23 protein-coding genes, 1 pseudogene and 1 CRISPR repeat array are annotated in these 23,948 nt (G+C 42.2%); of the genes and pseudogenes, 8 read left to right on the forward strand and 16 right to left on the reverse strand.

Going from position 1 to position 23,948, the window contains the following annotated elements; translation table 11 throughout:
* Positions 1–134, forward strand: a pseudogene (locus tag NF859_RS08625) (IS6 family transposase); the annotation flags it as partial.
* Here NF859_RS08625 and NF859_RS08630 read toward each other — a convergent pair.
* The 4 genes from NF859_RS08630 to NF859_RS08645 form a co-directional block, all read right to left on the reverse strand.
* The gene (locus NF859_RS08630; protein ID WP_252743886.1) at positions 131–292 is read right to left on the reverse strand and encodes a hypothetical protein; all 162 of its coding nucleotides are present in this window, start codon (positions 290–292) and stop codon (positions 131–133) included. The pseudogene NF859_RS08625 and the gene NF859_RS08630 sit on opposite strands and share 4 nt — an antisense overlap.
* Positions 293–409: 117 nt before the next feature.
* Positions 410–1,534 (reverse strand): cation:proton antiporter, encoded by a 1,125-nt coding sequence (locus tag NF859_RS08635; RefSeq protein ID WP_252743887.1) that lies wholly within the window; start codon positions 1,532–1,534, stop codon positions 410–412.
* 1 nt (position 1,535) lies between these two features.
* Entirely contained in the window at positions 1,536–2,678 is a 1,143-nt protein-coding gene (locus NF859_RS08640; RefSeq protein ID WP_252743888.1) for a cation:proton antiporter, read from the reverse strand.
* An 18-nt stretch (positions 2,679–2,696) separates the two neighbouring features.
* Positions 2,697–3,173 carry a CBS domain-containing protein gene (locus NF859_RS08645; protein ID WP_087036512.1) on the reverse strand — a complete coding sequence of 159 codons (477 nt, stop codon included), beginning with the start codon at positions 3,171–3,173 and terminating at the stop codon, positions 2,697–2,699.
* A 263-nt stretch (positions 3,174–3,436) separates the two neighbouring features.
* Between NF859_RS08645 and NF859_RS08650 the strand changes: the two genes are divergently transcribed.
* Both NF859_RS08650 and ttuA read left to right on the forward strand, forming a co-directional pair.
* Entirely contained in the window at positions 3,437–4,891 is a 1,455-nt protein-coding gene (locus tag NF859_RS08650; protein WP_252743889.1) for an NAD(P)/FAD-dependent oxidoreductase, read from the forward strand.
* A gap of 47 nt (positions 4,892–4,938) precedes the next feature.
* Positions 4,939–5,871: a tRNA-5-methyluridine(54) 2-sulfurtransferase gene (ttuA, locus tag NF859_RS08655; RefSeq protein WP_252743890.1), complete on the forward strand. Its 933-nt coding sequence runs from the start codon at positions 4,939–4,941 to the stop codon at positions 5,869–5,871.
* A gap of 52 nt (positions 5,872–5,923) precedes the next feature.
* Here ttuA and jtg read toward each other — a convergent pair whose 3' ends face one another.
* The 3 genes from jtg to NF859_RS08670 form a co-directional block, all read right to left on the reverse strand.
* Positions 5,924–7,903, reverse strand: a complete 1,980-nt coding sequence (gene jtg / locus NF859_RS08660) for a 4-alpha-glucanotransferase (RefSeq protein ID WP_252743891.1) — start codon at positions 7,901–7,903, stop codon at positions 5,924–5,926.
* A 102-nt stretch (positions 7,904–8,005) separates the two neighbouring features.
* Positions 8,006–8,626, reverse strand: a complete 621-nt coding sequence (locus tag NF859_RS08665; protein ID WP_252743892.1) for a diacylglycerol/polyprenol kinase family protein — start codon at positions 8,624–8,626, stop codon at positions 8,006–8,008.
* A complete protein-coding gene (locus tag NF859_RS08670; protein ID WP_252743893.1) occupies positions 8,604–9,296 on the reverse strand; it encodes an HAD family hydrolase in 693 nt (230 codons plus the stop codon). The genes NF859_RS08665 and NF859_RS08670 overlap by 23 nt, the downstream gene beginning before the upstream one ends.
* 77 nt (positions 9,297–9,373) lie before the next feature.
* Here NF859_RS08670 and NF859_RS08675 point away from each other — a divergent pair, with 77 nt between their 5' ends.
* The 3 genes from NF859_RS08675 to mfnA are packed head-to-tail and all read left to right on the forward strand — an operon-like array spanning position 9,374 to position 12,001.
* Positions 9,374–9,619 (forward strand): TIGR00304 family membrane protein, encoded by a 246-nt coding sequence (locus NF859_RS08675; protein ID WP_252743894.1) that lies wholly within the window; start codon positions 9,374–9,376, stop codon positions 9,617–9,619.
* 1 nt (position 9,620) lies between these two features.
* A complete protein-coding gene (locus NF859_RS08680) occupies positions 9,621–10,799 on the forward strand; it encodes a cation:proton antiporter (protein WP_252743895.1) in 1,179 nt (392 codons plus the stop codon).
* A gap of 44 nt (positions 10,800–10,843) precedes the next feature.
* Entirely contained in the window at positions 10,844–12,001 is a 1,158-nt protein-coding gene (mfnA, locus tag NF859_RS08685) for a tyrosine decarboxylase MfnA (RefSeq protein WP_252743896.1), read from the forward strand.
* 39 nt (positions 12,002–12,040) lie between these two features.
* On the opposite strand, the gene NF859_RS08690 is transcribed toward mfnA, so the two are convergent.
* The 9 genes from NF859_RS08690 to NF859_RS08730 form a co-directional block, all read right to left on the reverse strand.
* The gene (locus NF859_RS08690; RefSeq protein ID WP_252743897.1) at positions 12,041–12,205 is read right to left on the reverse strand and encodes a hypothetical protein; all 165 of its coding nucleotides are present in this window, start codon (positions 12,203–12,205) and stop codon (positions 12,041–12,043) included.
* A 205-nt stretch (positions 12,206–12,410) separates the two neighbouring features.
* A CRISPR array of direct repeats spans positions 12,411–13,667; the repeat unit is 30 nt; unit sequence CTTTCAATTCTTTTAAAGTCTTATTGGAAC.
* Positions 13,668–14,141: 474 nt separating this feature from the next.
* Positions 14,142–15,482, reverse strand: coding sequence for a bifunctional hydroxymethylpyrimidine kinase/phosphomethylpyrimidine kinase (locus tag NF859_RS08695; protein WP_252743898.1), 1,341 nt, complete (start codon positions 15,480–15,482; stop codon positions 14,142–14,144).
* Complete coding sequence (gene thiW, locus NF859_RS08700; protein WP_252743899.1) at positions 15,479–15,964, reverse strand: energy coupling factor transporter S component ThiW; 486 nt, start codon at positions 15,962–15,964, stop codon at positions 15,479–15,481. Before thiW ends, NF859_RS08695 begins: the two co-directional genes overlap by 4 nt.
* Complete coding sequence (gene thiE, locus NF859_RS08705) at positions 15,961–16,584, reverse strand: thiamine phosphate synthase (RefSeq protein WP_252743900.1); 624 nt, start codon at positions 16,582–16,584, stop codon at positions 15,961–15,963. The genes thiW and thiE overlap by 4 nt, the downstream gene beginning before the upstream one ends.
* Entirely contained in the window at positions 16,574–17,374 is an 801-nt protein-coding gene (gene thiM, locus NF859_RS08710; RefSeq protein WP_252743901.1) for a hydroxyethylthiazole kinase, read from the reverse strand. Before thiM ends, thiE begins: the two co-directional genes overlap by 11 nt.
* Before the next feature lie 5 nt (positions 17,375–17,379).
* The gene (gene cytX / locus NF859_RS08715) at positions 17,380–18,657 is read right to left on the reverse strand and encodes a putative hydroxymethylpyrimidine transporter CytX (protein WP_252743902.1); all 1,278 of its coding nucleotides are present in this window, start codon (positions 18,655–18,657) and stop codon (positions 17,380–17,382) included.
* Between the two features lie 125 nt (positions 18,658–18,782).
* Positions 18,783–19,784 (reverse strand): TIGR01177 family methyltransferase, encoded by a 1,002-nt coding sequence (locus tag NF859_RS08720; protein ID WP_252743903.1) that lies wholly within the window; start codon positions 19,782–19,784, stop codon positions 18,783–18,785.
* Between the two features lie 24 nt (positions 19,785–19,808).
* Positions 19,809–21,050 carry an MFS transporter gene (locus NF859_RS08725; RefSeq protein ID WP_252743904.1) on the reverse strand — a complete coding sequence of 414 codons (1,242 nt, stop codon included), beginning with the start codon at positions 21,048–21,050 and terminating at the stop codon, positions 19,809–19,811.
* 12 nt (positions 21,051–21,062) lie between these two features.
* Positions 21,063–21,803, reverse strand: coding sequence for an ATPase (locus tag NF859_RS08730; protein ID WP_252743905.1), 741 nt, complete (start codon positions 21,801–21,803; stop codon positions 21,063–21,065).
* A gap of 131 nt (positions 21,804–21,934) precedes the next feature.
* Between NF859_RS08730 and NF859_RS08735 the strand changes: the two genes are divergently transcribed.
* Together NF859_RS08735 and NF859_RS08740 are read left to right on the forward strand one after the other, a co-directional pair.
* A complete protein-coding gene (locus NF859_RS08735; RefSeq protein WP_252743906.1) occupies positions 21,935–22,612 on the forward strand; it encodes an ACT domain-containing protein in 678 nt (225 codons plus the stop codon).
* Between the two features lie 78 nt (positions 22,613–22,690).
* Positions 22,691–23,941, forward strand: coding sequence for an argininosuccinate synthase (locus NF859_RS08740; protein WP_353936096.1), 1,251 nt, complete (start codon positions 22,691–22,693; stop codon positions 23,939–23,941).
* The last annotated feature ends 7 nt before the right edge of the window (positions 23,942–23,948 follow it).

The raw sequence follows: 23,948 nt of genomic DNA on the forward strand, positions 1-23,948 counted from the left end.
ACTGGAAAAGAGTTCATAGGTTTGTTTTTCTGTTTGCTTTTTGGTATAATTTTGTCAGAATTCATTCTAGGTTTGGTGGACCTCCGGGTGATGTTACTGAATGGCTTCAGGAGGTGATACCCCAGTTATCCTAACAGTATCCCTTTCGCTTTAGAAAACTCCCGCCATCTTTGTAAAATTTATTAAGGCTCTCGTAAATGAAGTTATTTATCCTCTCCTTATCTCCTATAAGCACTACCAAATCTATCAGCTTTCCTTTTGATATCTCCTCTTTAACGAGCACATATACCATAAAATTCACCTAATAACTTTTTGGTCCTTACTCTATTGTGTAGTTTCTTCAAATATAAATAATTTTCTTTTGAATTTTTAAGGGAATTGGTTTATTGGCTTTCACAAGTCTAATTGATCATCGCTTATACGCCCATTTTAGCAAAGGAGGTGTTGATATAGTTGTTACAAATACCATGAATATTGCTATGGTCAATGCCTCCGGCCCAATAACTCCACTTGAAAGTGCTATAGTCAGCATAGCGAGCTCAACTCCAAGCCTCGGGATCATTCCAATGCCAATTCTCAAAGATGCTTTAAGATCAAAGCCCGCCAAATATGCCCCCATGCCGCATCCTGCTACTTTGCTTGCTATTGCCATAGCAGTGTAGAGAACTGCAAAGAAGCTTGCGTGGAGTATGTAGCTTAGTTCGATTCTCATACCAACTTCAACAAAGAAGAGAGGTATGAACAAAGAATAGCCCAAAATACTTACATGATCCTCAACCTGTTTTCTGTAGCTTGTCTGTCCTATGGTGAGTCCCACCATATACGCCCCTAGGATAGAAGCTAGGTTTAGATGTTCAGCCATATACGCAAAGAGTATCAAAAACACAATCGCAAATGCCGTTGTTGACTCGGGCAAATCTATGCGTGAGATTCTCTTAAAAGCCTTTTCCGCAAATATGGGGCCAAGGTAAAGGAATATCGCCAGAAAACCGCTGACTTCTATAATAATCTCCATAATAGTTCTGTAGTCTATGCTGCCTTCACGTAAGAGTGAGATAATCACAGTAAGAACGAGAATCCCAAGGACGTCATCAACAACCGCAGCTGCCAAGATAGTTGTACCCTCTTTCGTTCTAAGCCTTCTAAGTTCCATTAAGACCCTTACAGTTATGCTAACGCTTGTTGGGGTCATTATTGCACCGTAAAGCAAAGCCTCATGAAACTCTACAAATGGATATGCCGCTAGGAACCCTAATATGAATGCAAAGAGAACTCCAACTCCAGCAACAAAGATGCTTGGCTTTCCGACTCGTCTAAATTCTTGCAGATCACTTTCTATACCCGCAAGGAATAGAAGTAAGAGGACTCCAAGGTTTGAAAACTCTCTAATTATCTCGTTGCTCTCCGCAAAAACCCCTATAATCAGCCCGCCAAGAATCTGACCGAGAACAACTGGTTGCCCAAGTTTTTCAAATACCCATCCGAGGAGCTTTGCGGTAGCCAACATCAGTGCCAACATAATGAGCGTTTCCATGCTACTCCCTCGAGAACACCCACTTCAAGAGTGGGGGAGTTATAAACGTTGTCAATATAACCATCGTAACTGGAATCGAGAATATTCCTTTGTCAAAAACACCCTCGGTAAGGGCAACGTTAGCCATAATCAGTGCAACCTCCATTCTTGGAATCATTCCGACTCCAACTCTGAGGGCCTCTTTAGGTTTAAACTTGGCTATTAATGCGCCTACTCCACATCCTATGATCTTTCCTATTATGGCAATTATTGAATACAGAATTGCAAACATTCCTGCATGCAGGAGAATCCCGATGTCAGTTTTTATTCCGATTCCCACAAGAAAAACAGGAACGAAGAGAGAGTACGAGAGGGTTATCATTCTATCGCTTATTCTCTTTGCCTCATCTGTTTGTGCTATCAATACCCCCGCCAAATACGCCCCAGTTATCCCTGCTATCCTGAACTGCTCGGCTATATATGCAAAAATAAGGGTTAAGGCAAGGGCGAATGCCGTTAAGGTTTCCGGTAAATCGATCCTTTCTGAAAGTAACAGAACTTCCTTAACAACAGGTCTTCCAACAAGCCAGCTCACTATAAAGAACACTGCTATCTCACCAACTAAAATTCCCAAGTCTTCTATGTAAACATGTCCCTTCCTGTGCATGGCAATTAGGGTTGTGAGTACTATAATCCCAAGGACATCATCAACGACAGCACTAGCTAAAATGGCTGTTCCTTCCTTTGTGCGGAGCCTTTTCATTTCCATCAATATACTTGCGGTTAACCCAACACTTGTAGCTGTTAAAACCCCACCTAGGAACAGAGCTTCAGTTCTTCCATATCCGAACCATTCTGATAGGTAATAACCCATCACAAAAGGAACAATAACACCGCCGAGGGCGATAAGAAAAGCAGGCACCCCAACGCTCTTGAATTCTTCAACATCTGTTTCAAGGCCAGCAAGAAAGAGTAGCAAAACCACTCCCATCTCGCTTATTAAGTGAACCCCTTCCGAATAACTCACTATGTTTAGAATAGAGGGACCAATAAGCATTCCTCCAATAAGCTGGCCAAGAGCCCCCGGCATTTTGACTTTCGTTGCCAAATATCCAAACAGTTTAGCAACTATCAGGATCACTGCGAGTTCAAGGAACACGTCCATGCTTTCATCTCCCGCTGATTAAAGCGCAACAATCCTAATAAGTCGGATTATGTCCTTAACTTCCAGCAAGCCATGAACTTTTTTCTTATCGTCTATGACTGGCAGATGATGCTTCCCAGTCTCCGTCATGAGCTTAATAGCGTGCCCAAGGTTGTCATCTACATGAATGGTTATGGGCTTCGTCACCATTATGTCCTCTACCCTGGAGGCGCGGGTTAAAGTGTATTTTTTCAGCAGGCCTAGACCAACGACTGAATATCTTCTCGGTGTTGTAAAAAAGTGCAGAAGGTCTTTCATCGTTATAAACCCTAGGAGTTTCCCATCTTCGTCAACAACTACTGCAGAAGTTTCTTCGCTTGTGAACCTGCCGATTAGAACTGTTAGAGGATCCTCAGGATGAACTGTTAAAAATTCTCTGTCCATAACAAGCTTGACCGGAACTTTAGAGATGTACCTGATGTTGTGGCTTAGTTCCTCTTTTCTTTGAAGCATCATATGGCGCTTTTTACCGACGATTATTGATATCTTTTTATTTTTCGCGTCTTTGGGTTTGCTTGGGAAAGGGTCGTTCACATTTACCCCCTATAATTTTTGTTCACTTTCCACTTAAAATTTTCTCCTAGCTGTAAAGCAGAATCTCTCCACGTGGTTGATATATACATATACAAAGCAAAAATCCAGAGGGAAAAAGCTCTTCTTAACCTTGTATCAGGCAAAAGTTTATAAAGTGGTTATACCCAAATATCGGTAAGGGAAATATGAATTTTGATGAAAGGTTTGATGTTGTTATAATAGGTGCAGGTCCAGCAGGCCTTTTTGCGGCTTACGAGCTTGCAGAAAAAAGCGATTTGAAAATTGCAATTTTTGATGAAGGTGGAGACATAGACCAGAGAACATGCCCAATGGACGAACTCGGCTACTGCATTGAGTGCAAGCCCTGTCATATAATGAGCGGTGTCGGAGGAGCTGGCGGCCTTAGTGATGGAACAATAAATCTAAGACCTGATATTGGAGGAAACTTGACTGACCTTACAAAAGATGAAAACTATTCTTGGCAGCTTGTATGGGAAGTCGACCAGATTTTCATAAGGCATGGTGCGCCCAAGGGAGTTTACAAGGGGAATGAAGACGAAATCAGGGAATGGGAAAGAAGAGCCGCTCAGGCAGGGGTAAAATTCATACCAATAATTCAACGCCATATCGGCTCGGATCATACAAAAGAAGTCATAAAAAGCATTAAAGACTACTTAGAAGCCAAAGGAGTGAAATTTGTCTTATGGACAAAGGTTGAGAAGTTTAGGAAGGGAGAAATCACAGCGAAGAAGGGAAGGGACAAATTCACGGTAAAGTCCAAATACATAATAGTCGCTCCCGGTAGGGGAGGGGCGGAGTGGTTCCATGATGTTGCCCAAAAAATTGGACTAAAAGCCAGACACGGCCCAATAGATGTGGGTGTTAGGGTGGAAGTACCTGCCATAATAATGGAGCCCATAACAAGGATAAACCACGACCCGAAGTTCCACATATACACAGACACATACGATGATTTTGTAAGGACTTTTTGCACCAATCCAAACGGCTTTGTTGTCGAAGAAAAATATGACGGCTACGTTGGTGTAAACGGCCACTCCATGAGGGACAAAAAGAGCAACAATACAAACTTTGCGTTTCTCACAAGGATAGAGCTAACCGAGCCGGTTGAGGATACAACAGCATACGGCAAAAGCATAGCCCAGCTTGCCACGACCATTGGAGGGGGGAGGCCAATACTCCAAAGACTCGGAGACTTGAGAAGGGGGAGAAGGAGCACATGGGGCAGAATTAGGAAGAGTGACGTTGAGCCGACACTGAAGCATGTAACGCCCGGAGATATAGCAATGGCATTGCCCCACAGAGTTGTGACAAACATAATTGAGGGACTTGAGAAGCTTGATAAGGTAATCCCCGGTGTTGCGAGCGACCACACCTTGCTCTACGCACCGGAGATAAAGTACTATGCAATGCAGGTTGAGGTTAATGAGCTCCTTGAAACCAGCATAGAGAACATATTCGCAGCAGGGGATGGGGCTGGGTTGAGCAGGGATATAGTTAATGCGGCAGCCACGGGCATTTTGGCAGCGAGAGGAATATTGATCAAGGAGGGCTTATACACGGAGAAGGACTTCAAAAAACCGGGCAACTGGAAGAAAGTTGTTGAAAGTTTGGAGGCATGAAGGCAAAGATTTAAATTTATCCCTCTTTTTCTCATTTTGGTGAGAGGATGAGGTGCAAGGTTTGTGGAGAGAGGGCGTTTATAAAACTCCATTATCCGAAAATGTATCTTTGCGCTGATCACTTTGTGGAATATTTTGAGAGGAAAGTCAAGAGGACAATTGAGAAATACAAACTGCTCAGGCCGTATGAAAAAGTTCTTGTGGTCATTAGCGGAGGGAAAGACTCTGCCGTTACAGCTTACGTTCTAAAGAAGCTCGGCTACAATGTGGAATGCCTCCATATAAACCTTGGCATAGGGGAATACTCGGAAAAAAGCGAAAAATATGCAAGAGAGCAGTGTAAGCTTATAGGGGCTCCGCTTCACGTGATTAACGTCAGGGAACTTCTCGGAAAGGGCATTGGCGAGGTAAGGACTAGGAGACCAACCTGCTCTTACTGCGGCCTTACGAAGAGGTATCTCTTCAACAAGTTTGCCTACGACAACGGCTTTGATGTCATTGCAACGGGGCATAACCTGGATGATGAGGCGAGCTTTATCTTCTCCAACCTCATGAACTGGAACACAGAGTATCTGGCAAAGCAGGGACCTCTTTTACCGGGGGAGGGGAAGTTTGTAAGAAAGGTCAAGCCCCTTTACGAGCTCACCGAGAGGGAAGTAGTGGCTTATGCCCTTGCAGTCGGATTGGAGTATATAATCGATGAATGCCCCCACGCAAGAGGGGCTACAACAATAGAGTACAAGCAAATTTTAAATGAGCTTGAAGAAAAAAGGCCTGGTACTAAGATAAACTTCGTCAAGGGCTACCTGAGGAAAAGACACTTATTTGAGGCTGAGCTTAAGGAGATAGAGCTCAAGGAATGCAAGGTCTGTGGAATGCCCACCCAGGGGGAAAAATGCTCATTCTGCAGATTCTGGGGCTTGGAAGAGCCTATCAACCTTAGGATAGTAAATACCGATGAAGAAACTTTCGGGCCCTGAGGGGGGTGATGAGGGCCTTCCTATCTGAGGAATAAAGTTAAAAAAGAGAGATTCAGAGCTCCCTAAACTTTATTGTGAACTCTAATTCCTTTTCTATTGGGAAGAGCATGGTATAGCTTACTCCCTGCTGTATGAAGTCCCATCCAGCCTCACTCTGGCTGAGCGTTTTTATCGGGAACTTCCAAATTTTTGCTTCTCTATCGAGTTCTATCCTAACTTTTCCTATGCCGTATGGGTCATTCACTTCAAACTCTTTTGTCCCAAACTCTTCTGGCTTTTCCATGACGCTGTGTACTGCTAGGTTAATCTCAACTCCGAAAAGGGCTTTATATGGTTTTTCAAGCGAGACTCTGTATTTTGCAATGAAGCCGTCTTCCGTTAGCTCTATCTTCTTCTCCACTCTTGCAGGAATCTTCTCTTCTGGATAAACTCCTCCTTCGCGCCACAGCTTTACTCCGTTTTCTATCATTTCATACTCGTAGGGCTGATTTACAAAGTCACCGAGCTCGCGATACTTTACAAGGCGATAGTTGTCGAGGGTTTCCTCTGGTTTGATGAAGTGGTCTTGTAGGATAGCCCTCAGCTGCCAGTCATAGGCAAGCTCCCTCCTTATCTCTTCTGGAATTTGCTTTCCAAGCTCGTGTATGCTTGCAACACCTTCTTCGCTTTCCTCTTCTGGCGTAGCGGCTTCTGGAACTTCATGGTAGTGTTCCCATCTTCTCGGAAGAACATCATTGTAGTTCACGGCCTTTCTCTTGGAGCTTAGTTCAAAAATGCTGCCCCCATAATGGGGCTTTATCGTGGCAATAAATCCATCGTTTTCAACCATAATCTCCGCTCTTCCATCAAAATCAACATCAAGGATTTTGTTTTCTGGCTTTAGGTATCTTTGGGCTTTTATTATGTTCTCCCACACAGTTCTTCTCAAGTGAGGCAGATAAATTCCTCCAAAGACGCCGTGCCAATATGCGTCATTGCACTGTGCTTTGAGAATGTATTTTCTAGCTTCGGGGTTATCTCTCACGGCTTTGCTTACCATGAGCATTCTTTTGTGCATAAAGTTACTCTCCGGATATTTGAAGAAGAAGTTCTTCCATATACCGCCCCTGACAAAGACGCGGTACTTTTCAAACTTCCCCTCTTCCTTTAGCTGTTCTACAAACTCAACAAACAGCTTTGCCTGCTTTGCCGGTAGAGACCATTCGCTCATCTCAAAGTATGATGCTATTGGGAGGTACACAAGTCCTCTTGGAGTGAACTTACTTAAATACTCGCTGTAAGTCATGAGGTTAATCTTTTCGTTGCTTGTAATTGTGTCAAAGAACTCTCTAAGCCATCCTTTTTCATAGACCCATTCATAAGTGCCCGGCCATACTCCGAACTTTTCGCCGTCGTCATGGAACACAGCTACCTTTGAGGGATCATCACTTGCAAGACTCTCTAAATATTCGATGGTCTTCTTAACCGGACGGAAGGGTATCAAATAGCGCAATTTTTCATCTATTGGGAACACTGTTATGACTTCTCCACCGTCTTCCGTATAGTACGGCCAGAAGAGTTCTTCTTTGCTCAATCCAGCACTCATGAAGTGATAATCATCAACGACTACGTACTCTATTCCAGCCTCTCTAAGCGACTTTACCAGTTCCGGCTGCCATACCCTCTCTGTAAGCCACACGCCTTTTGCATCATAGCCGAGCTTTCTTGTGTAATCCTTCAGCATCTCTATCTGAACCAATCTGTCTTCTTTTGGAATGGCCGCTAATACTGGTTCATAAAATCCCGCCACAACGATCTCAAGTTGCCCCCTTTTTATGAGGGATCTAAGAAGATCAAGATAATCTGGTTTGTTTTCTTCAATCCATTCCAAAAGCGGTCCACTAAAGTGAACGTTTACTTTCATCTCTGGGAATTCCTCTAAAATCTCCATAAAAGGCCTGTAAGAGCGGTTATACGCTTCCTCAAACACCCAGCCAAAGTTACCCAGGGGCTGATGATTGTGAATGCCAAATATGAAGTTTATTCTTTCCATTCCTGCACCTCCATAAATCGTTATCACTAAGAGTGATAGTGGGAAAGATATATAAATATTTTATGCTCTCGTATCACTCCTGGTGAATATATTTGCACATTCTCAAAAGACAACCCTTCTGAACAAGTATATTGCAAACGCTACGGCGAGTTGGTTTGAAAAGTTGTCATCTGGGGGCAACTCATAAAATTCTGCCAGCATTCCCGCTAAGGCCCCTATAAAAGCATGAGGAAGGTCTATTAAAAGAAAGAGTATCAAGAAAGCGCTTAAAAAGTAGGCCAAGCTTCCTTCTACGCTTTTTCCGTTTTTAAACCTGTGTTTTCCAAAGGGTTTGCCCACTATCGCTGCAATGGCATCTCCAAGTGTTGCCACCGTTATGGCACCTATGGCTATATCCCTGGGGAAAAAGCAGACTATTATTAATGCTGCAGCTGTGAAGTATATGTGTGCCCCAATCGAGTGCCTCTCATGTTCTCTTGAAATTGCGTCCAGTTCTCGCTCTACGAGAGCTATTACTTCATCTCTGACATAAATCCCGAGTTTTCTCTTTACCTTGTCTCTTAGCTCTTCAACTATCCTAAAAGGTTCCAAGATTAGAAAGACTATTAATGCAAATGCGACAAATCCTATTGCTGCTTTTTGCCCAAATATCAAGTAGATCAATGGGACAGTAAGCCCAGTGAGGTGTAATGCTTTTCTCTTAAGTTCGCTTTTTATGCTCATTCTTTATCACCTCTAATGCCTCTCTGAGATCCTTAACTACATAATCGGCATGCTTTGGCAAGAGTGACTTGAAATAGCCTCTCCTTACGAGAATCGTCGTTGCGCCTATCTCTTTCCCTCCCCTCATGTCTGTATCGTCTCTGTCCCCCACCACATAGATTTCATTCTCCTTGGGGAACCTTTTCTTTGCAAGTATAAAATTATATGGTTCAAGCTTGCTGTGTCCTGTTTCTCCACTTATTATGAGGTGATCAAAGTATTGCTTCAAGTTGAGGTACTCCAGCTTCTTTCTCTGCCACTCAGAGGAAGAATCCGTTACTAAAACAACCTTCGCGTTCATCTCTTTTAAACCCTTTAAAAACTCAACGGCATCGGGATAAAGCTTTAAATTCGAGAAAAATGTTCTATCAACAAGTTCAAACATCTCTCTAAGATCATCTTCCGAGATTTTTTGATAGATCCTCTCCATAAAGTTCTCAACGAGTTCATCTAAATCAAGTAGATGCAGCTCTCTTGACTGCTCCAGCTCTTTGTATCTCTGGGTAAGGATGTATAGGAGTGCCCTGAACTTTCTTTTTCTAATTAAATGGGGTAAGAGCCTTAGAACGCTCCATCTTGCGGCTTCCCATGTGTTGCAGAGGGTATCATCAAGATCAACAATCACAAGCATAAGCTAACTTCCCTCCCCTTTTAATAACTTTAGCGTTAAAGCTTAAAAACTCTAAGCGTAGTTTTCCATGAGGGGCCATGAAGGGAGAGTTACTTTTACTGGCAGGGATGGGATTAATATTCATAGGTTTCATGCTGATATTCATAGGAACTTTAATGGCGGCATCATATGGGGAAGCTGATGTTGAGAGTGGGGGAGTGATAATGATTGGCCCCATCCCGATAGTCTTTGGAACGAGCAGAGGGGCCACCTTGGCAATGATACTCGCAATCTTTCTAATGCTCTTGTGGATAATAGGAGCTTTGCTGAGTAGGAGGGTATGAAGTGGAGTACATCCTCGACCTTTCCATTCTTCTGGTCTTTGCAAAGACGTTGGAGTGGCTTTTCGAAAAGAAAGAAATCCACCCTATAATTGCCCATATACTTACTGGAATGATACTTGGACCGTTTCTTCTCAACGTTATCTCTCCTTCCGAGCCGTTAAAAGTTCTATCCGAGTTTGGCCTTTTGATGATGATGCTTTATATGGGTCTCACGAGCAACTTTTCATCAATTGCCTCCAACAAAGCAAAAGCAATTTCAGTAGCTGGTTTAGGTGTTGCATTTTCATTCCTTTTTGGCTTTTCAACGGTTTACTTCTTTGGAAAGGGCTTAGCTGCTGCTATCTTTGTGGGAGTGACTTTGGGGAATACCGCAATTGAGGTGACAAGCGGGGTATTGCTGAAATCGAGGGTTAGGAAGGAAATCTCATCAATATTGATGGGAGCCGCCTTTGCCGATGACATAATGGCCGTTTATTTAATTGGTATAATAACAGCAATGACAAAAGGCGAGCTTGCACTCTTTCCCCTTGTTATCTTGACGATTAAAATAGCCATATTCATAGCAGCGGTTCTCTTGCTTTCAGAATACATTTTCAAGCGTTCTGCGAGGTTTTACAGTATATTGAGGAACCTCAATATATTCTTTACCTTCACGATAATTCTTACGTTTCTCTTGGCAATAGTGGCGGAAAGAGTTGGCTTGCACCAGATAATCGGCGCTTATCTTGCAGGTTTAACAATAAGCAGGCTCAGGGAAAGGAGGGATCCGCTTGTACTAAGCAAGATAAAGCTTAACGAACTCATTGGAGACCTGCAGGTGGTCCTTACAGAGTTCTTCATACCCCTATTCTTCATTTATGTGGGGTTAATGTTTAATCCATCCCTCAGTGAGCTCAGCATTGCTTTGATAGTCCTTCTTTACCTGGCTGCGGTTTTAGGAAAGCTTCTTGGCTGTGGATTGGGAATGAAGATGTTTGGATTCGATTGGAAATCAGCGACGCTGGTTGGCATTGGTATGGGTGGAAGAGGTAGCTTGGAGCTTGCCATATTAAAGTTCGGGATTGAAGAAGGCCTAATAGACCAGAGCCTCTTTGCCACTGTTGTCATAGTCTCGATGCTAACAGCCATAACCACTCCCCAGTTCTTCAGGCTTTATTTATCCCACATAAGAGGCGAGTAACAAAAGCTTAAATGCTATGCCGATAAGTCTAGACTGGTGGGAGCATGATTCCAAAGGAAGGGATGAGCGAAGAGGAAGTACTTGCTGAACTTGAGGAGAGGCTCAAAATCGACTTGACTTTTAATTCAGGTAAGATTTTAGGATCAATGTGCACTTACCCTCATCCGCTTGCTCAAAAGATAATTCAAAAATATATAGACAGAAACTTAGGCGATCCTGGACTGCACAAAGGGAGCAAGAAGATTGAGGAAGAAGCTGTTCAGATGCTTGGAGAACTTTTGCACCTGAAGAAAGCCTATGGCAACATAGTAAGCGGTGGTACCGAGGCGAATATCTTGGCCGTTAGGGCTTTTCGCAATATATCTGATGTTGAGAATCCCGAATTAATTCTCCCAAAAAGCGCCCACTTCTCTTTTCTAAAGGCGAGTGATCTGCTGAGGGTAAAACTGGTTTGGGCTGAGCTTAATGAGGACTATTCTGTTAATGTTAAAGATGTTGAGAGCAAGATAACCGACAGCACTGTTGGGATAGTTGGAATTGCCGGTACAACCGGGTTAGGTGTTGTGGATGACATCCCTGCTCTTTCAGATATTGCCGTAGATTACGGGATTCCCCTTCACGTTGATGCAGCCTTTGGTGGGTTTGTGATACCCTTCGCAAAAGCTCTAGGTTATGAGTTGCCAGATTTTGATTTCAAGCTCAAAGGTGTACAGAGCGTTACCATAGACCCACATAAAATGGGCATGGCTCCAATTCCAGCTGGTGGGATAGTTTTTAGGAGGAAAAAGTACATGGATGCTATAAATGTTCTAGCGCCATACCTAGCAGGCGGGCAAATATTTCAAGCTACAATAACTGGCACTAGGCCTGGAGCTAATGCAATAGCCGTTTGGGCTCTCTTAAAGCATCTGGGCTTTGAAGGATATAAGAGAGTCGTTAAGGAAGCTATGGAAAATGCATACTGGTTTGCAGAGCAGATAAAGGCTCTAGATGGGGTGTACCTAATAAGGGAGCCAATGTTGAATATAGTTTCCTTCGGCTCCAAGAAGCTTAAGAAACTTGAGGGGGAACTTAAAGCTAGAGGATGGGGAATAAGTGCCCATAGAGGGTACATAAGAATCGTTATGATGCCCCACGTAAAGAGAGAGCACCTTGAGGAGTTTCTAAAGGATCTGAGGGAAATTCTGAGAAAGGTTCTCTAGTTTTGTGTTTTTGTTATTTTTCAAAAATTAAAAAAAGTCTCAAATCCAGCACTGGTGCTCGGGTTTAGTTGTACTATAAAACCTCACAAATTCTCCATGTTCTTTTATCTCGTAAAACCCTTCTGGCAAGTCTTGAAGTAGCTCCTCTAAATTTTCACCCGTCCCAATAATTTCGCCGGTAGACAAGTTCATAAGCTCGTACATTTTGACTACCTCAACTATGAATATTCATCGACAGAATATAAATTTTACGGAATATTTTTCGTCTATATTGGGTATTAACAAGAAATTTTTCCCAATTCATGTGACAAACATTCAAGGTGCGCAGCAGAAGATTGCAGCAAAAGAGCTTTTTGAAGTCTTATTGGAACATGGTATTCTCGTGTTGTTGATGAGCTAAAGAAAATTTCTTTCAATTCTTTTAAAGTCTTATTGGAACAGGCGTGGGGAGTGGTGAGGTTTTTCCTTTTCTTTTTCTTTCAATTCTTTTAAAGTCTTATTGGAACGACGAGTTTGACAACTTTCACTTTAAAGTCCTCAACTTTCAATTCTTTTAAAGTCTTATTGGAACCAAGTGAATACAACGAGTTCAGAAAAATCTTTGATGTTCTTTCAATTCTTTTAAAGTCTTATTGGAACAAGCCCTCAATATCCCTCGCAACAATCACCTCATCCTTCTTTCAATTCTTTTAAAGTCTTATTGGAACGAAAATGAGCGTATTTATCCTGATGAATACAAGCAATTGATAAACTTTCAATTCTTTTAAAGTCTTATTGGAACGGAGTTGGAGAATGATGAAGAATTAACGAAAGTGATACTTTCAATTCTTTTAAAGTCTTATTGGAACCGTTCACTTCCCTTGGGGTTACGCCACTACTCATCCTATCTTTCAATTCTTTTAAAGTCTTATTGGAACATGCTGTGTTTAGTGTGAAACAAATAGATGTGCTCACCTTTCAATTCTTTTAAAGTCTTATTGGAACTAACAATAAATCTTAATGTGAATTGTGAAACTACTAAGTTACTTTCAATTCTTTTAAAGTCTTATTGGAACCGGATGAAATATTTCCCCAGGATGCTACAGGTTTTCAACTTTCAATTCTTTTAAAGTCTTATTGGAACCTAGTTTTGCTATTTGTTGGCTCATTTTTGCTATTTCTCTTTCAATTCTTTTAAAGTCTTATTGGAACTAACCACCAGCCGAACCCAAAAAGATAGTTATAAAGCTCTTTCAATTCTTTTAAAGTCTTATTGGAACGCAACTTTAGTAGTCGAGAGCGGGACTTTTAAGAATGCTTTCAATTCTTTTAAAGTCTTATTGGAACTTATAGAGGAGCGTGATGGCGATGGTTGAAGAGGTTGTCTTTCAATTCTTTTAAAGTCTTATTGGAACGAAGCCTAGGTTTGATATTCTCCCAGAGCTAGACTATTCTTTCAATTCTTTTAAAGTCTTATTGGAACCCGCTTAGAGTACTTACCTCTACAATATCGTACCCGCTCTTTCAATTCTTTTAAAGTCTTATTGGAACCTGTACATGAAAGTCTCAAGCGTATCGATGGAAAAATGCTTTCAATTCTTTTAAAGTCTTATTGGAACACTCGGTTTTTGTTGAGGTATCACATCCTCCTTCGCTACTTTCAATTCTTTTAAAGTCTTATTGGAACAGGGGCGAATTTTCCTCTAAACTCCCTATAAAGTACCTAAAGGGTTTAAATCTTATAAGCTTTTCCTCAAAGGGCCAATAAAACAACCATAAGAAAGCTCGAATCCAAGCCACTAGAAAAGACTTTAAAGCACTCACTCGCCTGAACTTACCACTTTTCTTTCATGCACAAAAATGTTCACAAGACTTCCAGAGACAAAATAAAAGCCAAAATCAAAAACAAGTACATAAAACATCTTTAAATTCAAAAAGGTTAAATTTCCACGAGGAGAGAGCATTAAAGAAGTGTTAGGGATTCCCAGTTCAAAATTCCGAAAAAATTTCGTTACAAAAACCTCAAAATTTTGTAACTCTTCGTCTGATAGTAACTTTTAGTTACTAAAGACTTCCAGAGCAACCTTAGAGCCTTAACATCAAAACTGGCCCACCAGAAGAAAGAAAATCCAAAAAAGGAAAAGCTAAACGTGATACAAGACTATTCGATAAGCATTTTGAGTTTTCTCAATACAACCTCTGGGCTCTCTCCAAATATTAGGATCATTGCCTCTTTGCCCCAGTCTCCGAGATGGTAAATTATGTCGGGCTTGCCGTTTATCCTTTCAATGGCAGTTCTTATTCCCCAGGGAATGGTGCCTCCTTCTTGGGCTTTTATCTCCTCTGGCTCCTCCCTTCTATCGTAGAAAGATACTCTAAGTCCCAAGTTAGAAGCTTTTTTAATCAGCTCTTCGCTGTATTTTAAGTTTAGCACACTTCTGGTTTCGGGGAAGAAGTTCATATAGGTTAAAATAGCCCTTGCCAGATGATCAGAGGCTCCAAATTCCACTCCTCCTACCGGCTTTACAGCACTTCCAAACTTTACTATCCTTCCTTTGACTCCGGCAACATCATCTTTGCTCCTTGCATACAGCCTGGGCAGTGCGTAGACAAAGTTCATGCCCACCTCCGGAACGTGTTGAGGAAGATTTTCAATCGCTACAAGTTCCTTAATGGCATTTCTTAGGGACTCATAAACTCTCCATTTTTCAGCTGGAATTTCTATCCAGGCATTCTGATTAACGGGACAGTGCCCATGACCTATTTTTGCTCCATAATAAATTCCCATTGTGATGAATTCCTTCGCTATTCTAACGGCTTCTTCGAGCTCCTTTCCTTTGGCTAAATTTGCCGCTATTGCTGCAGAGAAAGAACATCCGGTACCATGGGTGCAACCATCAACAAACGGTGCTCTGTATTCCTTGAACTCGCCGTTAAAATAAAACACATCCACAGCTTCACTTAATCCTAGATGTCCTCCTTTAACTATTGCGCCCTCCGCCCCTAGTTCTTCCACTATGATTTTTGCGGCTTTTCTTGCATCTTCAAGGTTTTCAATCCGTATTCCGCTCAGCTTTTCAGCTTCTGGCTTGTTGGGAGTTACAACCTTTGCAAGGGGAATTATCTTCTCAATCAAAGCGTCCATTGCGTCTTCCCTTAACAAGGGCGCTCCACTTTTGGCTATCATTACCGGATCTACCACGAGGGGAAAGCTGTATTTTTTTACCGTTTTTGCAACGGCTTTAATAATCTCAGCATTGCTCAGCATTCCGGTCTTTGCGGCATCAACTCCAATATCATCGGCAACTGCCTCTATTTGCTTTGCAACAACTTCTGGATCAACATCGTGGATTGCCCTTACTTCTTGAGTGTTTTGAGCTGTTACTGAGGTAATTGCAACCAAACCGTGAACACCAAAAGCAGAGAAGGTTTTCAAATCTGCCTCTATTCCGGCTCCCCCTCCACTATCACTGCCGGCAATTGTTAAAGCTTTTCTAATCATTCTATCACCTCCATCTTTCTTAGGGCTTTGAGGGTTAGAAAACCAAGAGTCGTTCCAACAAGGGTGCTGGGAGCAAAGGCTATCCAAAACCACACAACACCTTTATGGACGTTTATAATGGGTCCAAAGAGAAGGGAGCTTAGGGTTCCTCCTATAAAAACAGTTGCAAAGGGCTCGCTAAATGCTGCCCAGTCCTTTTTTACTATTTTATACACCAAACCAACAGTAAAAGCTCCTGGAATTCCACCAGGAATTGAGAATATCGTGCCCACTCCTAGGGACATTCTCAGTATCCCTATGAAAAGTGCCGTTAAAGAGGCCCACCAGGGGCCTAACAGGACTCCCGTTATTACGTTTATAAAGTGCTGGAAAGGAGCGACTTTTGTTGGACCAACTGGAAAAGAAATCGTGCCCAGAATTACTCCCAATGCCGTGAAAATGCCTACATAAGCGAGCTTTTGTGTCTTTGTTTCAGCCTTCATCTGATAACCTCCTCTATAATCTTTCTCATTCTTTCAGTGGCTTCTCTTACGTTTTCTGCCCCCATTATTGCAGATATCACAGCAATCCCATCTACTCCGGCTTTGAGGACTTCCCGGACGTTTTCATGGTTTATGCCCCCTATTGCCACCACGGGAATTTTTACCGACTCCACTATTCTCTTAAGACCATCTATGCCAATAATCTTAACATCTTTCTTTGTAGGAGTAGGAAAGACAGAACCTGCCCCCAAATAGTCTGCCCCCTCCTTTTCTGCTTGCAGGGCTTCTTCCAGACTGTAGACGGAGGCACCTATGATTAGATTGGGTGCTATCTCTTTAGCAATTGAGATGGGCATGTCTTCAGAACCCAGTTGAACTCCATCTGCGTTTGTTGCTAAAGCCACATCTAACCTATCATCCACAAAGTAGAGAGCATCGTATTCCTCTGTGAGCTTCCTTATTTCCTTACCGATCTCTATCATTTCTCTTGTTGAGGCATTTTTTATCCTCAGTTGAATGGAGGTTGCGCCACCCTCTAATGCCTCTTTGACGCTTTCTACCTCTGGTCTTAGCCTCCTATCAGTGATGACATAAAGCTTCAGCTTTTTTCTAAGGTTCAATTTCCCTCACCTTAGCTCTCTCTTTTATGAGCGCTCCATCAATCCTGTAGAGCCAGTCGTAGAGCTTCATGTGAAAGCTTCCCGGATACGGGGATTCTTCAAAGGCTTTCTCTGCGGCAATTTCAAAGGTTGTTAGTCCTGCTATAGATGCTTTCAAGGGTTCTTCAACCGCTAAAAACGCCCCTATTATCGCAGTAGCCATGCATCCAGTTCCCGTCACCCTTCCGAGCATGGGGGTTCCGTTTTCTATAGCGTAAGTTCTCTTGCCATCGCTTACGTAATCCACAGCACCAGTGACTGCTGTCACTGTGTTGAATTCTTCAGCCGCTTTCTCCGCTAAGTCCTTTGCAGCTTCTTTATCATAAACTGCTGAATCTACACCCCTAGTTTTGCCGTGTTCACCTAAAAGAGCTGCTATCTCCCCAAAGTTGCCCCTGACTACGCTTATATCTCCTACCTCCAACAGTTTTAGAGAGGTCTTTGTTCTCAGCTTTGTTGCCCCGGCACCAACGGGATCAAGGATTACAGGCTTTTTGAGCTCCTTGGCTATCTCAACGGCTTTAAACATTGAGTATATCTTATGCTCATCGAGGGTTCCAATGTTTATAACCAGCGCGTCTGCTAGGGCTATCATCTCTTCAAGTTCCTCTATTGCATGGGCCATTACTGGAGATGCTCCTATAGCTAAGAGGGCGTTTGCAGTGGTGTTCATAACGACGTAGTTGGTTATATTGTGCACTAAAGGTTTCTTTTCTCTAAGCTTTTCCAAATCTTTACTAATCCATTCCATTTCTTTCACCTCCCAAACAAATAATACAAAGCACTTACAAGGAGGAATGTTGGGATACTAGAGCCAAGTCTGAAGCCGAGTTCACTTAAAACTGGAATGTGGAGTCCAAAGAGACCTTCTACAGCCAAACCCATGTAGAACGCAAACCCTATCGCCCAGATTATTATTGCCTTTAAGTTGTATCCAGCAAATGGACCGTTTTCATCAAGCAGTTCCTCTGGGACATAGGTTTTCCTTACAAGGAAGTAGTCAGTTACCATTATTGCCGCTAAAGACACAAATGCCCCGCCTATAAGTAGTAGAAAACTTTCATACTGTTCCATTGGGAAAACAAGGGCTAATAGAGTTCCAAGGAAACCAACTAAGAGTACCTGTTTCTTTGCATCTGCTTTAGGTGAGATGTTCTTGTAGGTTATTGCCGCTGAATAGACGTCGAGGAATGTTGTGGTGACCGTAGAGAAGATGACTATCAGCATAGCTGGAATTCCAATGCCGTAAGCTGCTATGATTCCGATTGGATCTCCTTCACCAATTGCCATGTTGGTTAGTGCTCCAACAAAGTAAAACAGGCTTGAGGATATGAAGTAACCTAAATATGTCCCCCAGAAGGCCGAGCTTTTATCCTTGGCAAACCTTGAGTAATCCGCTATTAACGGTGCCCATGAAAGGGGCATCGCTATTACCAGATCTAGGGCAAGCATAATGCCTATTTCTCCAGTTCCGGGTTTGGAAAGGAGCTCCTCTAGAGAAAATCTCTTGAGTGTAACGTATGTGAGCCACAGGCTTAATGCAAGTAAAAGCAAGGCTGCCATTTTTTCAAGCTTTTCCCAGTTCTTTGGCCCTATATACGTCCATCCAGTAACGAGGATGCCTAAGAGGATTACCCAGAGGGCATAGCTTTCAAAACCGAAGACTTTTGACACTGCGTTCATTGCGTTTGCTCCAACTATGAGCATTATTGCCGTCCACCCTATAAGCTGGAGGTAGTTCAAGACCGATGGTAGAATCGAACCTTTAATCCCCAAGGGGGTTCTTGAGAGCACCATAGTTGGCAGCCCTGTTTCCTCACCTTCGAGAGCTATTAGGCCCATTACTGTATTTCCAAGAACGTGTCCGATGATTATTACCAGTATCGCCATGCCAAGTGAAAGTGCTGGAGTTAGCAATGCCCCTGCCCAGAATTCTGCAATGCTTATTCCTGCTCCGAACCATATTGCAAAGATCGTCAAGAGGGTAAACGTCCTTTTACTCTTCTCTACAGGTCTTATATCGTACCCTTCCATGTTTCCACCTCTAGCTTTTAAATCTTCCAAGCGTTTTATAACTTTTTTGTTGAAATTTAAAACCAAGTTGTAAAAGCAAAAAAGAAGAAAAAGAAGAATATGTGGCGGATTTCACGAAAGATGCTTCAGGTGCGCATAACGTAAAAATATCTATCCAGAGAAGAGTGAACTCTCTGGTAGTATTTTTCCAAAACTTCAAACCCAATTTTCTCAGCTACTCTCTCTGCATTAAACTGAGCAGGAAACGCTATGCTTAAGTAGCCGTCAAGAACCTCATATATGCTTGATAAGGCTTTTTCATACAGTTCCTCTCTTTTTCTCCCACCGAGAGTGGCAGAGCTCCCATAGGGTGGATCTGTCGCAACGGTCTCAAAAGTTTTATCAGGAAAGAGCTCTCTAAGTTTCGTAGCGTCTCCTTGCTTTAAAACGTAGTTTTTGACTCCATAATGTTCCAGATTCCTTTTAGCGCCTTCAACCATGTCTCTCCTCAGATCAACTCCATAGACTTTTAGACCCATAAGACCCGCTTCGATAAGGATTCCACCAGTGCCCATAAAAGGATCAAGAACTTCTTTTTTTGCCCTTGCCAGATTAACCATTGCTCTTGCTACTCTTGGAGGCAAAGCTATAGGTTTGTAAAACGGCCTTTGATCAGCTTTTCGTTCATTAAACGACTTTGCTTTAAAAAATCTCTCTCTAATCCCAACCCAAAGCTTTTTCCCACAGTAAACTCTGATTAATGTTTCGGGAGAGCTTAGGTTAACTTTGAACCCTCTTTTTGATATTATTGCCCCCAATTTCCTCTCAACGTTCTCTACTAAATGGGAACAGTTTACCATTGTCTCTCTATCTACTTTAAAAGTTCCCCTGATGTAGTTTTCCCATTTGACATTTTCTGCTTTTGAATACAGCTCCTCTAAGCTTTTAGCAGAGAACAAAAGCTCGCCGTATTCATGTGCTAAGCCAAGTCTGTTGAGGAAGGGAAACGCCTTTTTATCCCCTTTAAGGGCAAGAAAAAGGTAATCTCTTTCTATGATCCTAAACTCTGGACTAGCCATTTCTAGCAACGCCCTAACTTCACCTTGAGCCATCTCTGGAAGATTCCCAAGTATCTCGACGTAGAGCATGTAGACATCTTCTTTTAAGGGCTTTTAAGATTTTGGAATGAGAATTAGAATGAGTGCCAGAGTGAGTGGTATTAACGAAGAGAGGAAGTTAATTTTAAAGCTTATTCCACTTAGATAGCCTCCTATTAAAGGCCCAACAACCCATCCAATGCTCATCATCGTATTTAGCATTCCCATAGCCTGTGCCCTTATCTTATCTTCTGTGTTTAATGCCACATAAGAAGATGAGGCACTAATAAAGGCCGACCATTTTATTCCTGAAAGGATGGAGAGGACTATCATTGGATAAATGGTTGCGATTATGCCATATCCGTAGAACACTATCATGTAGCCCACTAGTGATAAAATGAAGATCTTTTTTGCGCCTTTTTTATCAATGGCTTTCCCTATGAAGGGGGCACCTAATGCTGCTGCCAGAGAGTCAACACCAAAGAGAATTCCAACCCATTGACTCCCAAATCTTTCTTCAAAGTATACAGAGAGCACGGAGTAAACTTGACCAGATGCTACCATTGCAAACAAAACAGACAAGTAAAAGATGCCCAGTTTGCCCTTTAAAAGATTCTTAAAAGCGTTGCCCTCGAAAATAACCCTCTCGCTCTCTCTGCTTTCTTGCGGAATTATTAATCGTTTGGAACGTGAAGGTTGATGGGGAGTTTCCTCTATGAGCATCACAATTCCGGCTGAAACAATTGATATTACAGCTGATATTACAAAAGCGCTTTTGATGCCAAGGAGTTTGACTATCCCACTCCCTAGAAAGTTGCCCAGCATGTACCCTATATTTTCAATGAAGTTAAAGAAACCAAAGGTCGAGCCCACCTTTTCCAGAACCGAAAGCTCGGAAATAAAGGCCGTATGAGCGGGGAAAAGTGAAGAGCCTAAAACTCCCTGAAGAATTCTTATCCCAAGGAGCATGGATGGCGTTGTGGCAAATATTACAAAAAGGTACGCAACACCTGAAGAGAATATTCCAAACGCTATGAACGGCTTTCTTCTTCCAGTTCTATCGGAGAGATATCCAAAAGGATACTGGGCTATGCTAGAGGTTAAATTGAAAGCAACGCTCAAAAGCCCGACAAGAAAAAGCGACCCTCCTAGAATTTTCATGTACACCCCGAGGTATGGAAAGGCTATTCCCCAGCTTACATTTGCCAAGAACATTGAAATTGCAAGAAGAAGGAGGTTTCTTTTTCTCTTTTTTCTTATGGAGATTTTTGCAGTGCGCTCTCTAATGATTTGAAGCAGAGAACGTTCCCGCTTCATGTTCTTACCTCCTCAATTTTTGAGGATGTCTCTGATGAGGGCATTTGCTATCTCTTTGTCTATCGCTCCCGCCCTGAGCTCCCTCAATACCCTCTGAATACCAAAGCGTTTTAAAATCGGCGCACTTTTGGTGGCGTTCTTCCACAGAGGACACCCAAAGCCCAATGCGTATTTTCTGCCAAGTATGCTTATTGCTTCCCTTTTATCGAGGGCTAAAAAGGCTGGAAGGTTCAGCTTTATTAGGTCTCCCTCTTTATAAATTGAAATACTTCCAAAGCTGAGCAGATCTCCGGAGGCTACTATTTTTATTCCATTTTTTCTCGCATAGTTCTTAATCGCTTCCATTATCATTGAATGGCATTTTCCACAGATTGGAGCCCTTTTCTTTATTTGAGAGCTTATGACTTCGGCATAGTTTGGAACTTCAACAAAAACTGCCCCATACCCCTGGGCTCTTAGGAGTATTACATCCCTCATTTGGGGGAGTCTTACCATTACCGGAACTACATCGAACCCTGCCCACCTAAGGATTAAAAACGATGCCGTACTGTCACTACCCATTGAAAAAGCCAAAGCAATTTTTTCTTTGATTTTATCTCTATTAAATTCCTTTCCGTAAAGTCTGTAATAAACGAGGGCTTTTAATCTCTCGTAAGCTTCTTCACTAATCTCTCCCCTAACCCGCTCGAGGGCTTCAAGGCTTTGGTGTAAACGATAGGACTTAACAAAGTCGTCTTTTACTGCTTTTATCATCGTGAATGGGTTTAGGGATATGCTTTTAAAGGATTTCTATACGGGGGAACTTTCGCTTAAAACATCACTAATATGTGCCAAAAAGAAAAAGATTATATAAACTGAAACACTCAATTTTCCTTGGTGAGAACATGGCTGAGGAAAAAGCTAGTATCACCAAGATTGTAAGAGACATCGTATCTTCGAGGCCTGCTATCAAAGAGTGCCTAATTTTGGACATAGTAAATTACAGCGCCCTTGCAAGGCTAATCGTCAAGGAGCTTGAGGAAAAAGGGATAAAGACCTCTGTTGGAGCTGTTAAAATGGCATTAATACGAATTGGGGAAGAAACTAAGGGAGAAAGAACATTTTTTGAGGAGAAAATTAGAAAAGTGATAGCAAAAACCGTCATAGAACTGCAGTCTGACCTAACCGTGATAACCTTTAAAAAAGCACCTTTTTTGAACAGGATTGCTCAAACATTTAAAATAATGGAAAATGCCAGATTTTTCCAGCTCACTCAAGGTGTTGAGACATTCACACTGGTTATCTCAAGTGAAGATGCAGAGGACGTTATTAAAATAATTGGAAACCCCGCTATAGTAGATTTAATCGAAGGGCAAACGGCAATAATCCTAATAAGCCCGGATGATATCATTGAAACACCAGGTTTCGTGGCTTTCGTTACATCAGTTCTCTCTTCGGCTGGGATAAACATCACCCAGGTAATCTCATGCCATAAAGACACAATATTTGTGTTGGATAGAAAAGACGCTCCCAAGGCATATCAAGTTCTTGAAGAGCTGATTCTAAAGATGAGGAGAAGGTAGCAACTCACTTTTCGTTGCATTTGCAACATCTTTTGTATATTTTGAAATATAAGTTACAAAAAATATATAAGCTGTTCTATTCATCTTCGCTTGGTGATTTACGTGAGAGTTGTTTTAGCGTACTCTGGAGGTTTGGATACATCGGTTATCCTTAAGCTGATGCAGGAAAAGCTGAACGCCGAGGTGATAACAGTTACAGTAGATGTTGGGCAAAAGGACGATTTCGAAAAAATTGAAGAGAAAGCCCTGAAATTGGGAGCAGTAAAGCACTATACAATCGACGCAAAGGAAGAGTTTGCCAAGAACTACCTAACTAAGGCTATCAAATTTAATGCCCTTTACGAGGACGCTTATCCACTGGCTACAGCACTTGCAAGGCCGTTAATAGCGGAAAAGATTGTTGAAATAGCTAAAAAAGAAAACGCAGATGCAGTAGCCCACGGTTGCACGGGAAAAGGAAACGATCAAGTAAGGTTTGACCTAGCGGTTAAGGCGCTTTACCCCGAAATTCAGATTGTCGCTCCTGTAAGGGAATGGGGACTAACTAGGGATTGGGAAATGGAATATGCAAAGAAAAATGGAATTCCAGTTAAAGAGAAGATTTACAGCATTGACGAAAATCTTTGGGGCAGGAGTATAGAGGGAGGAATACTGGAAGATCCATCCGAAGAGCCTCCAGAAGAAGTTTTTGAGTGGACTCTTTCACCAGAAAAGTCCCCAGAAAAGCCTGAATATGTGACTATTGAGTTCGAAGAAGGAATTCCAGTGGCATTAAACGGAAAAGAAATGGGTCTCGTTGAACTTATAGAAACTTTAAATCTCTTAGCTGGAAAACACGGTGTTGGCAGGATAGACCACATTGAGGACAGGACAGTTGGGATAAAGAGTAGGGAAGTCTATGAAGCCCCAGCTGCTGTGACCTTAATCAAGGCTCACAAAGACCTTGAAAAGTTTGTTCTTACTAAGTGGGTTCTTGAGTTCAAAGAAATAGTAGACTCCAAGTGGGCTTGGCTTGTTTACAATGGCCTCTGGTTTGAGCCTCTAAGGGAAGCACTTGATGCCTTTGTTGATGCAGTAGAGAAAAATGTTAGTGGTACTGTTAAATTGAAGCTCTACAATGGAAACGCCATTGTTGTTGGAAGGGAGTCACAAAACGCATTATATGACCTTGACTTGGCAACGTATGAGAAATCCAAATACGATCAAAAGCGTGCCATAGGGTTTATCGAGCTCTTTGGAATGCAGAGCGTTTTGGCATACAGTACAGCAAGCAAACATAAGCTAAAGGATTTTGAGAGCAAGAAGGCAGCGGAAAAAGTTGCTAGTTAGGTGGTGC

Origin of the sequence: Thermococcus alcaliphilus (assembly GCF_024054535.1) — an archaeon.
In the GTDB taxonomy this organism is placed as follows: domain Archaea; phylum Methanobacteriota_B; class Thermococci; order Thermococcales; family Thermococcaceae; genus Thermococcus_A; species Thermococcus_A alcaliphilus.

Excerpts from the sequence above, each read along its gene's own strand:
- NF859_RS08630 (WP_252743886.1), bottom strand. The coding sequence starts at position 292 with ATGGTATATGTGCTCGTTAAAGAGGAGATATCAAAAGGAAAGCTGATA.
- NF859_RS08635 (WP_252743887.1), bottom strand. The coding sequence starts at position 1,534 with ATGGAAACGCTCATTATGTTGGCACTGATGTTGGCTACCGCAAAGCTC.
- NF859_RS08640 (WP_252743888.1), bottom strand. The coding sequence starts at position 2,678 with ATGGACGTGTTCCTTGAACTCGCAGTGATCCTGATAGTTGCTAAACTG.
- NF859_RS08645 (WP_087036512.1), bottom strand. The coding sequence starts at position 3,173 with ATGATGCTTCAAAGAAAAGAGGAACTAAGCCACAACATCAGGTACATC.
- NF859_RS08650 (WP_252743889.1), top strand. The coding sequence starts at position 3,437 with ATGAATTTTGATGAAAGGTTTGATGTTGTTATAATAGGTGCAGGTCCA.
- ttuA (WP_252743890.1), top strand. The coding sequence starts at position 4,939 with ATGAGGTGCAAGGTTTGTGGAGAGAGGGCGTTTATAAAACTCCATTAT.
- jtg (WP_252743891.1), bottom strand. The coding sequence starts at position 7,903 with ATGGAAAGAATAAACTTCATATTTGGCATTCACAATCATCAGCCCCTG.
- NF859_RS08665 (WP_252743892.1), bottom strand. The coding sequence starts at position 8,626 with ATGAGCATAAAAAGCGAACTTAAGAGAAAAGCATTACACCTCACTGGG.
- NF859_RS08670 (WP_252743893.1), bottom strand. The coding sequence starts at position 9,296 with ATGCTTGTGATTGTTGATCTTGATGATACCCTCTGCAACACATGGGAA.
- NF859_RS08675 (WP_252743894.1), top strand. The coding sequence starts at position 9,374 with ATGAAGGGAGAGTTACTTTTACTGGCAGGGATGGGATTAATATTCATA.
- mfnA (WP_252743896.1), top strand. The coding sequence starts at position 10,844 with ATGATTCCAAAGGAAGGGATGAGCGAAGAGGAAGTACTTGCTGAACTT.
- NF859_RS08690 (WP_252743897.1), bottom strand. The coding sequence starts at position 12,205 with ATGTACGAGCTTATGAACTTGTCTACCGGCGAAATTATTGGGACGGGT.
- NF859_RS08695 (WP_252743898.1), bottom strand. The coding sequence starts at position 15,482 with ATGATTAGAAAAGCTTTAACAATTGCCGGCAGTGATAGTGGAGGGGGA.
- thiW (WP_252743899.1), bottom strand. The coding sequence starts at position 15,964 with ATGAAGGCTGAAACAAAGACACAAAAGCTCGCTTATGTAGGCATTTTC.
- thiM (WP_252743901.1), bottom strand. The coding sequence starts at position 17,374 with ATGGAATGGATTAGTAAAGATTTGGAAAAGCTTAGAGAAAAGAAACCT.
- cytX (WP_252743902.1), bottom strand. The coding sequence starts at position 18,657 with ATGGAAGGGTACGATATAAGACCTGTAGAGAAGAGTAAAAGGACGTTT.
- NF859_RS08720 (WP_252743903.1), bottom strand. The coding sequence starts at position 19,784 with ATGCTCTACGTCGAGATACTTGGGAATCTTCCAGAGATGGCTCAAGGT.
- NF859_RS08725 (WP_252743904.1), bottom strand. The coding sequence starts at position 21,050 with ATGAAGCGGGAACGTTCTCTGCTTCAAATCATTAGAGAGCGCACTGCA.
- NF859_RS08730 (WP_252743905.1), bottom strand. The coding sequence starts at position 21,803 with ATGATAAAAGCAGTAAAAGACGACTTTGTTAAGTCCTATCGTTTACAC.
- NF859_RS08735 (WP_252743906.1), top strand. The coding sequence starts at position 21,935 with ATGGCTGAGGAAAAAGCTAGTATCACCAAGATTGTAAGAGACATCGTA.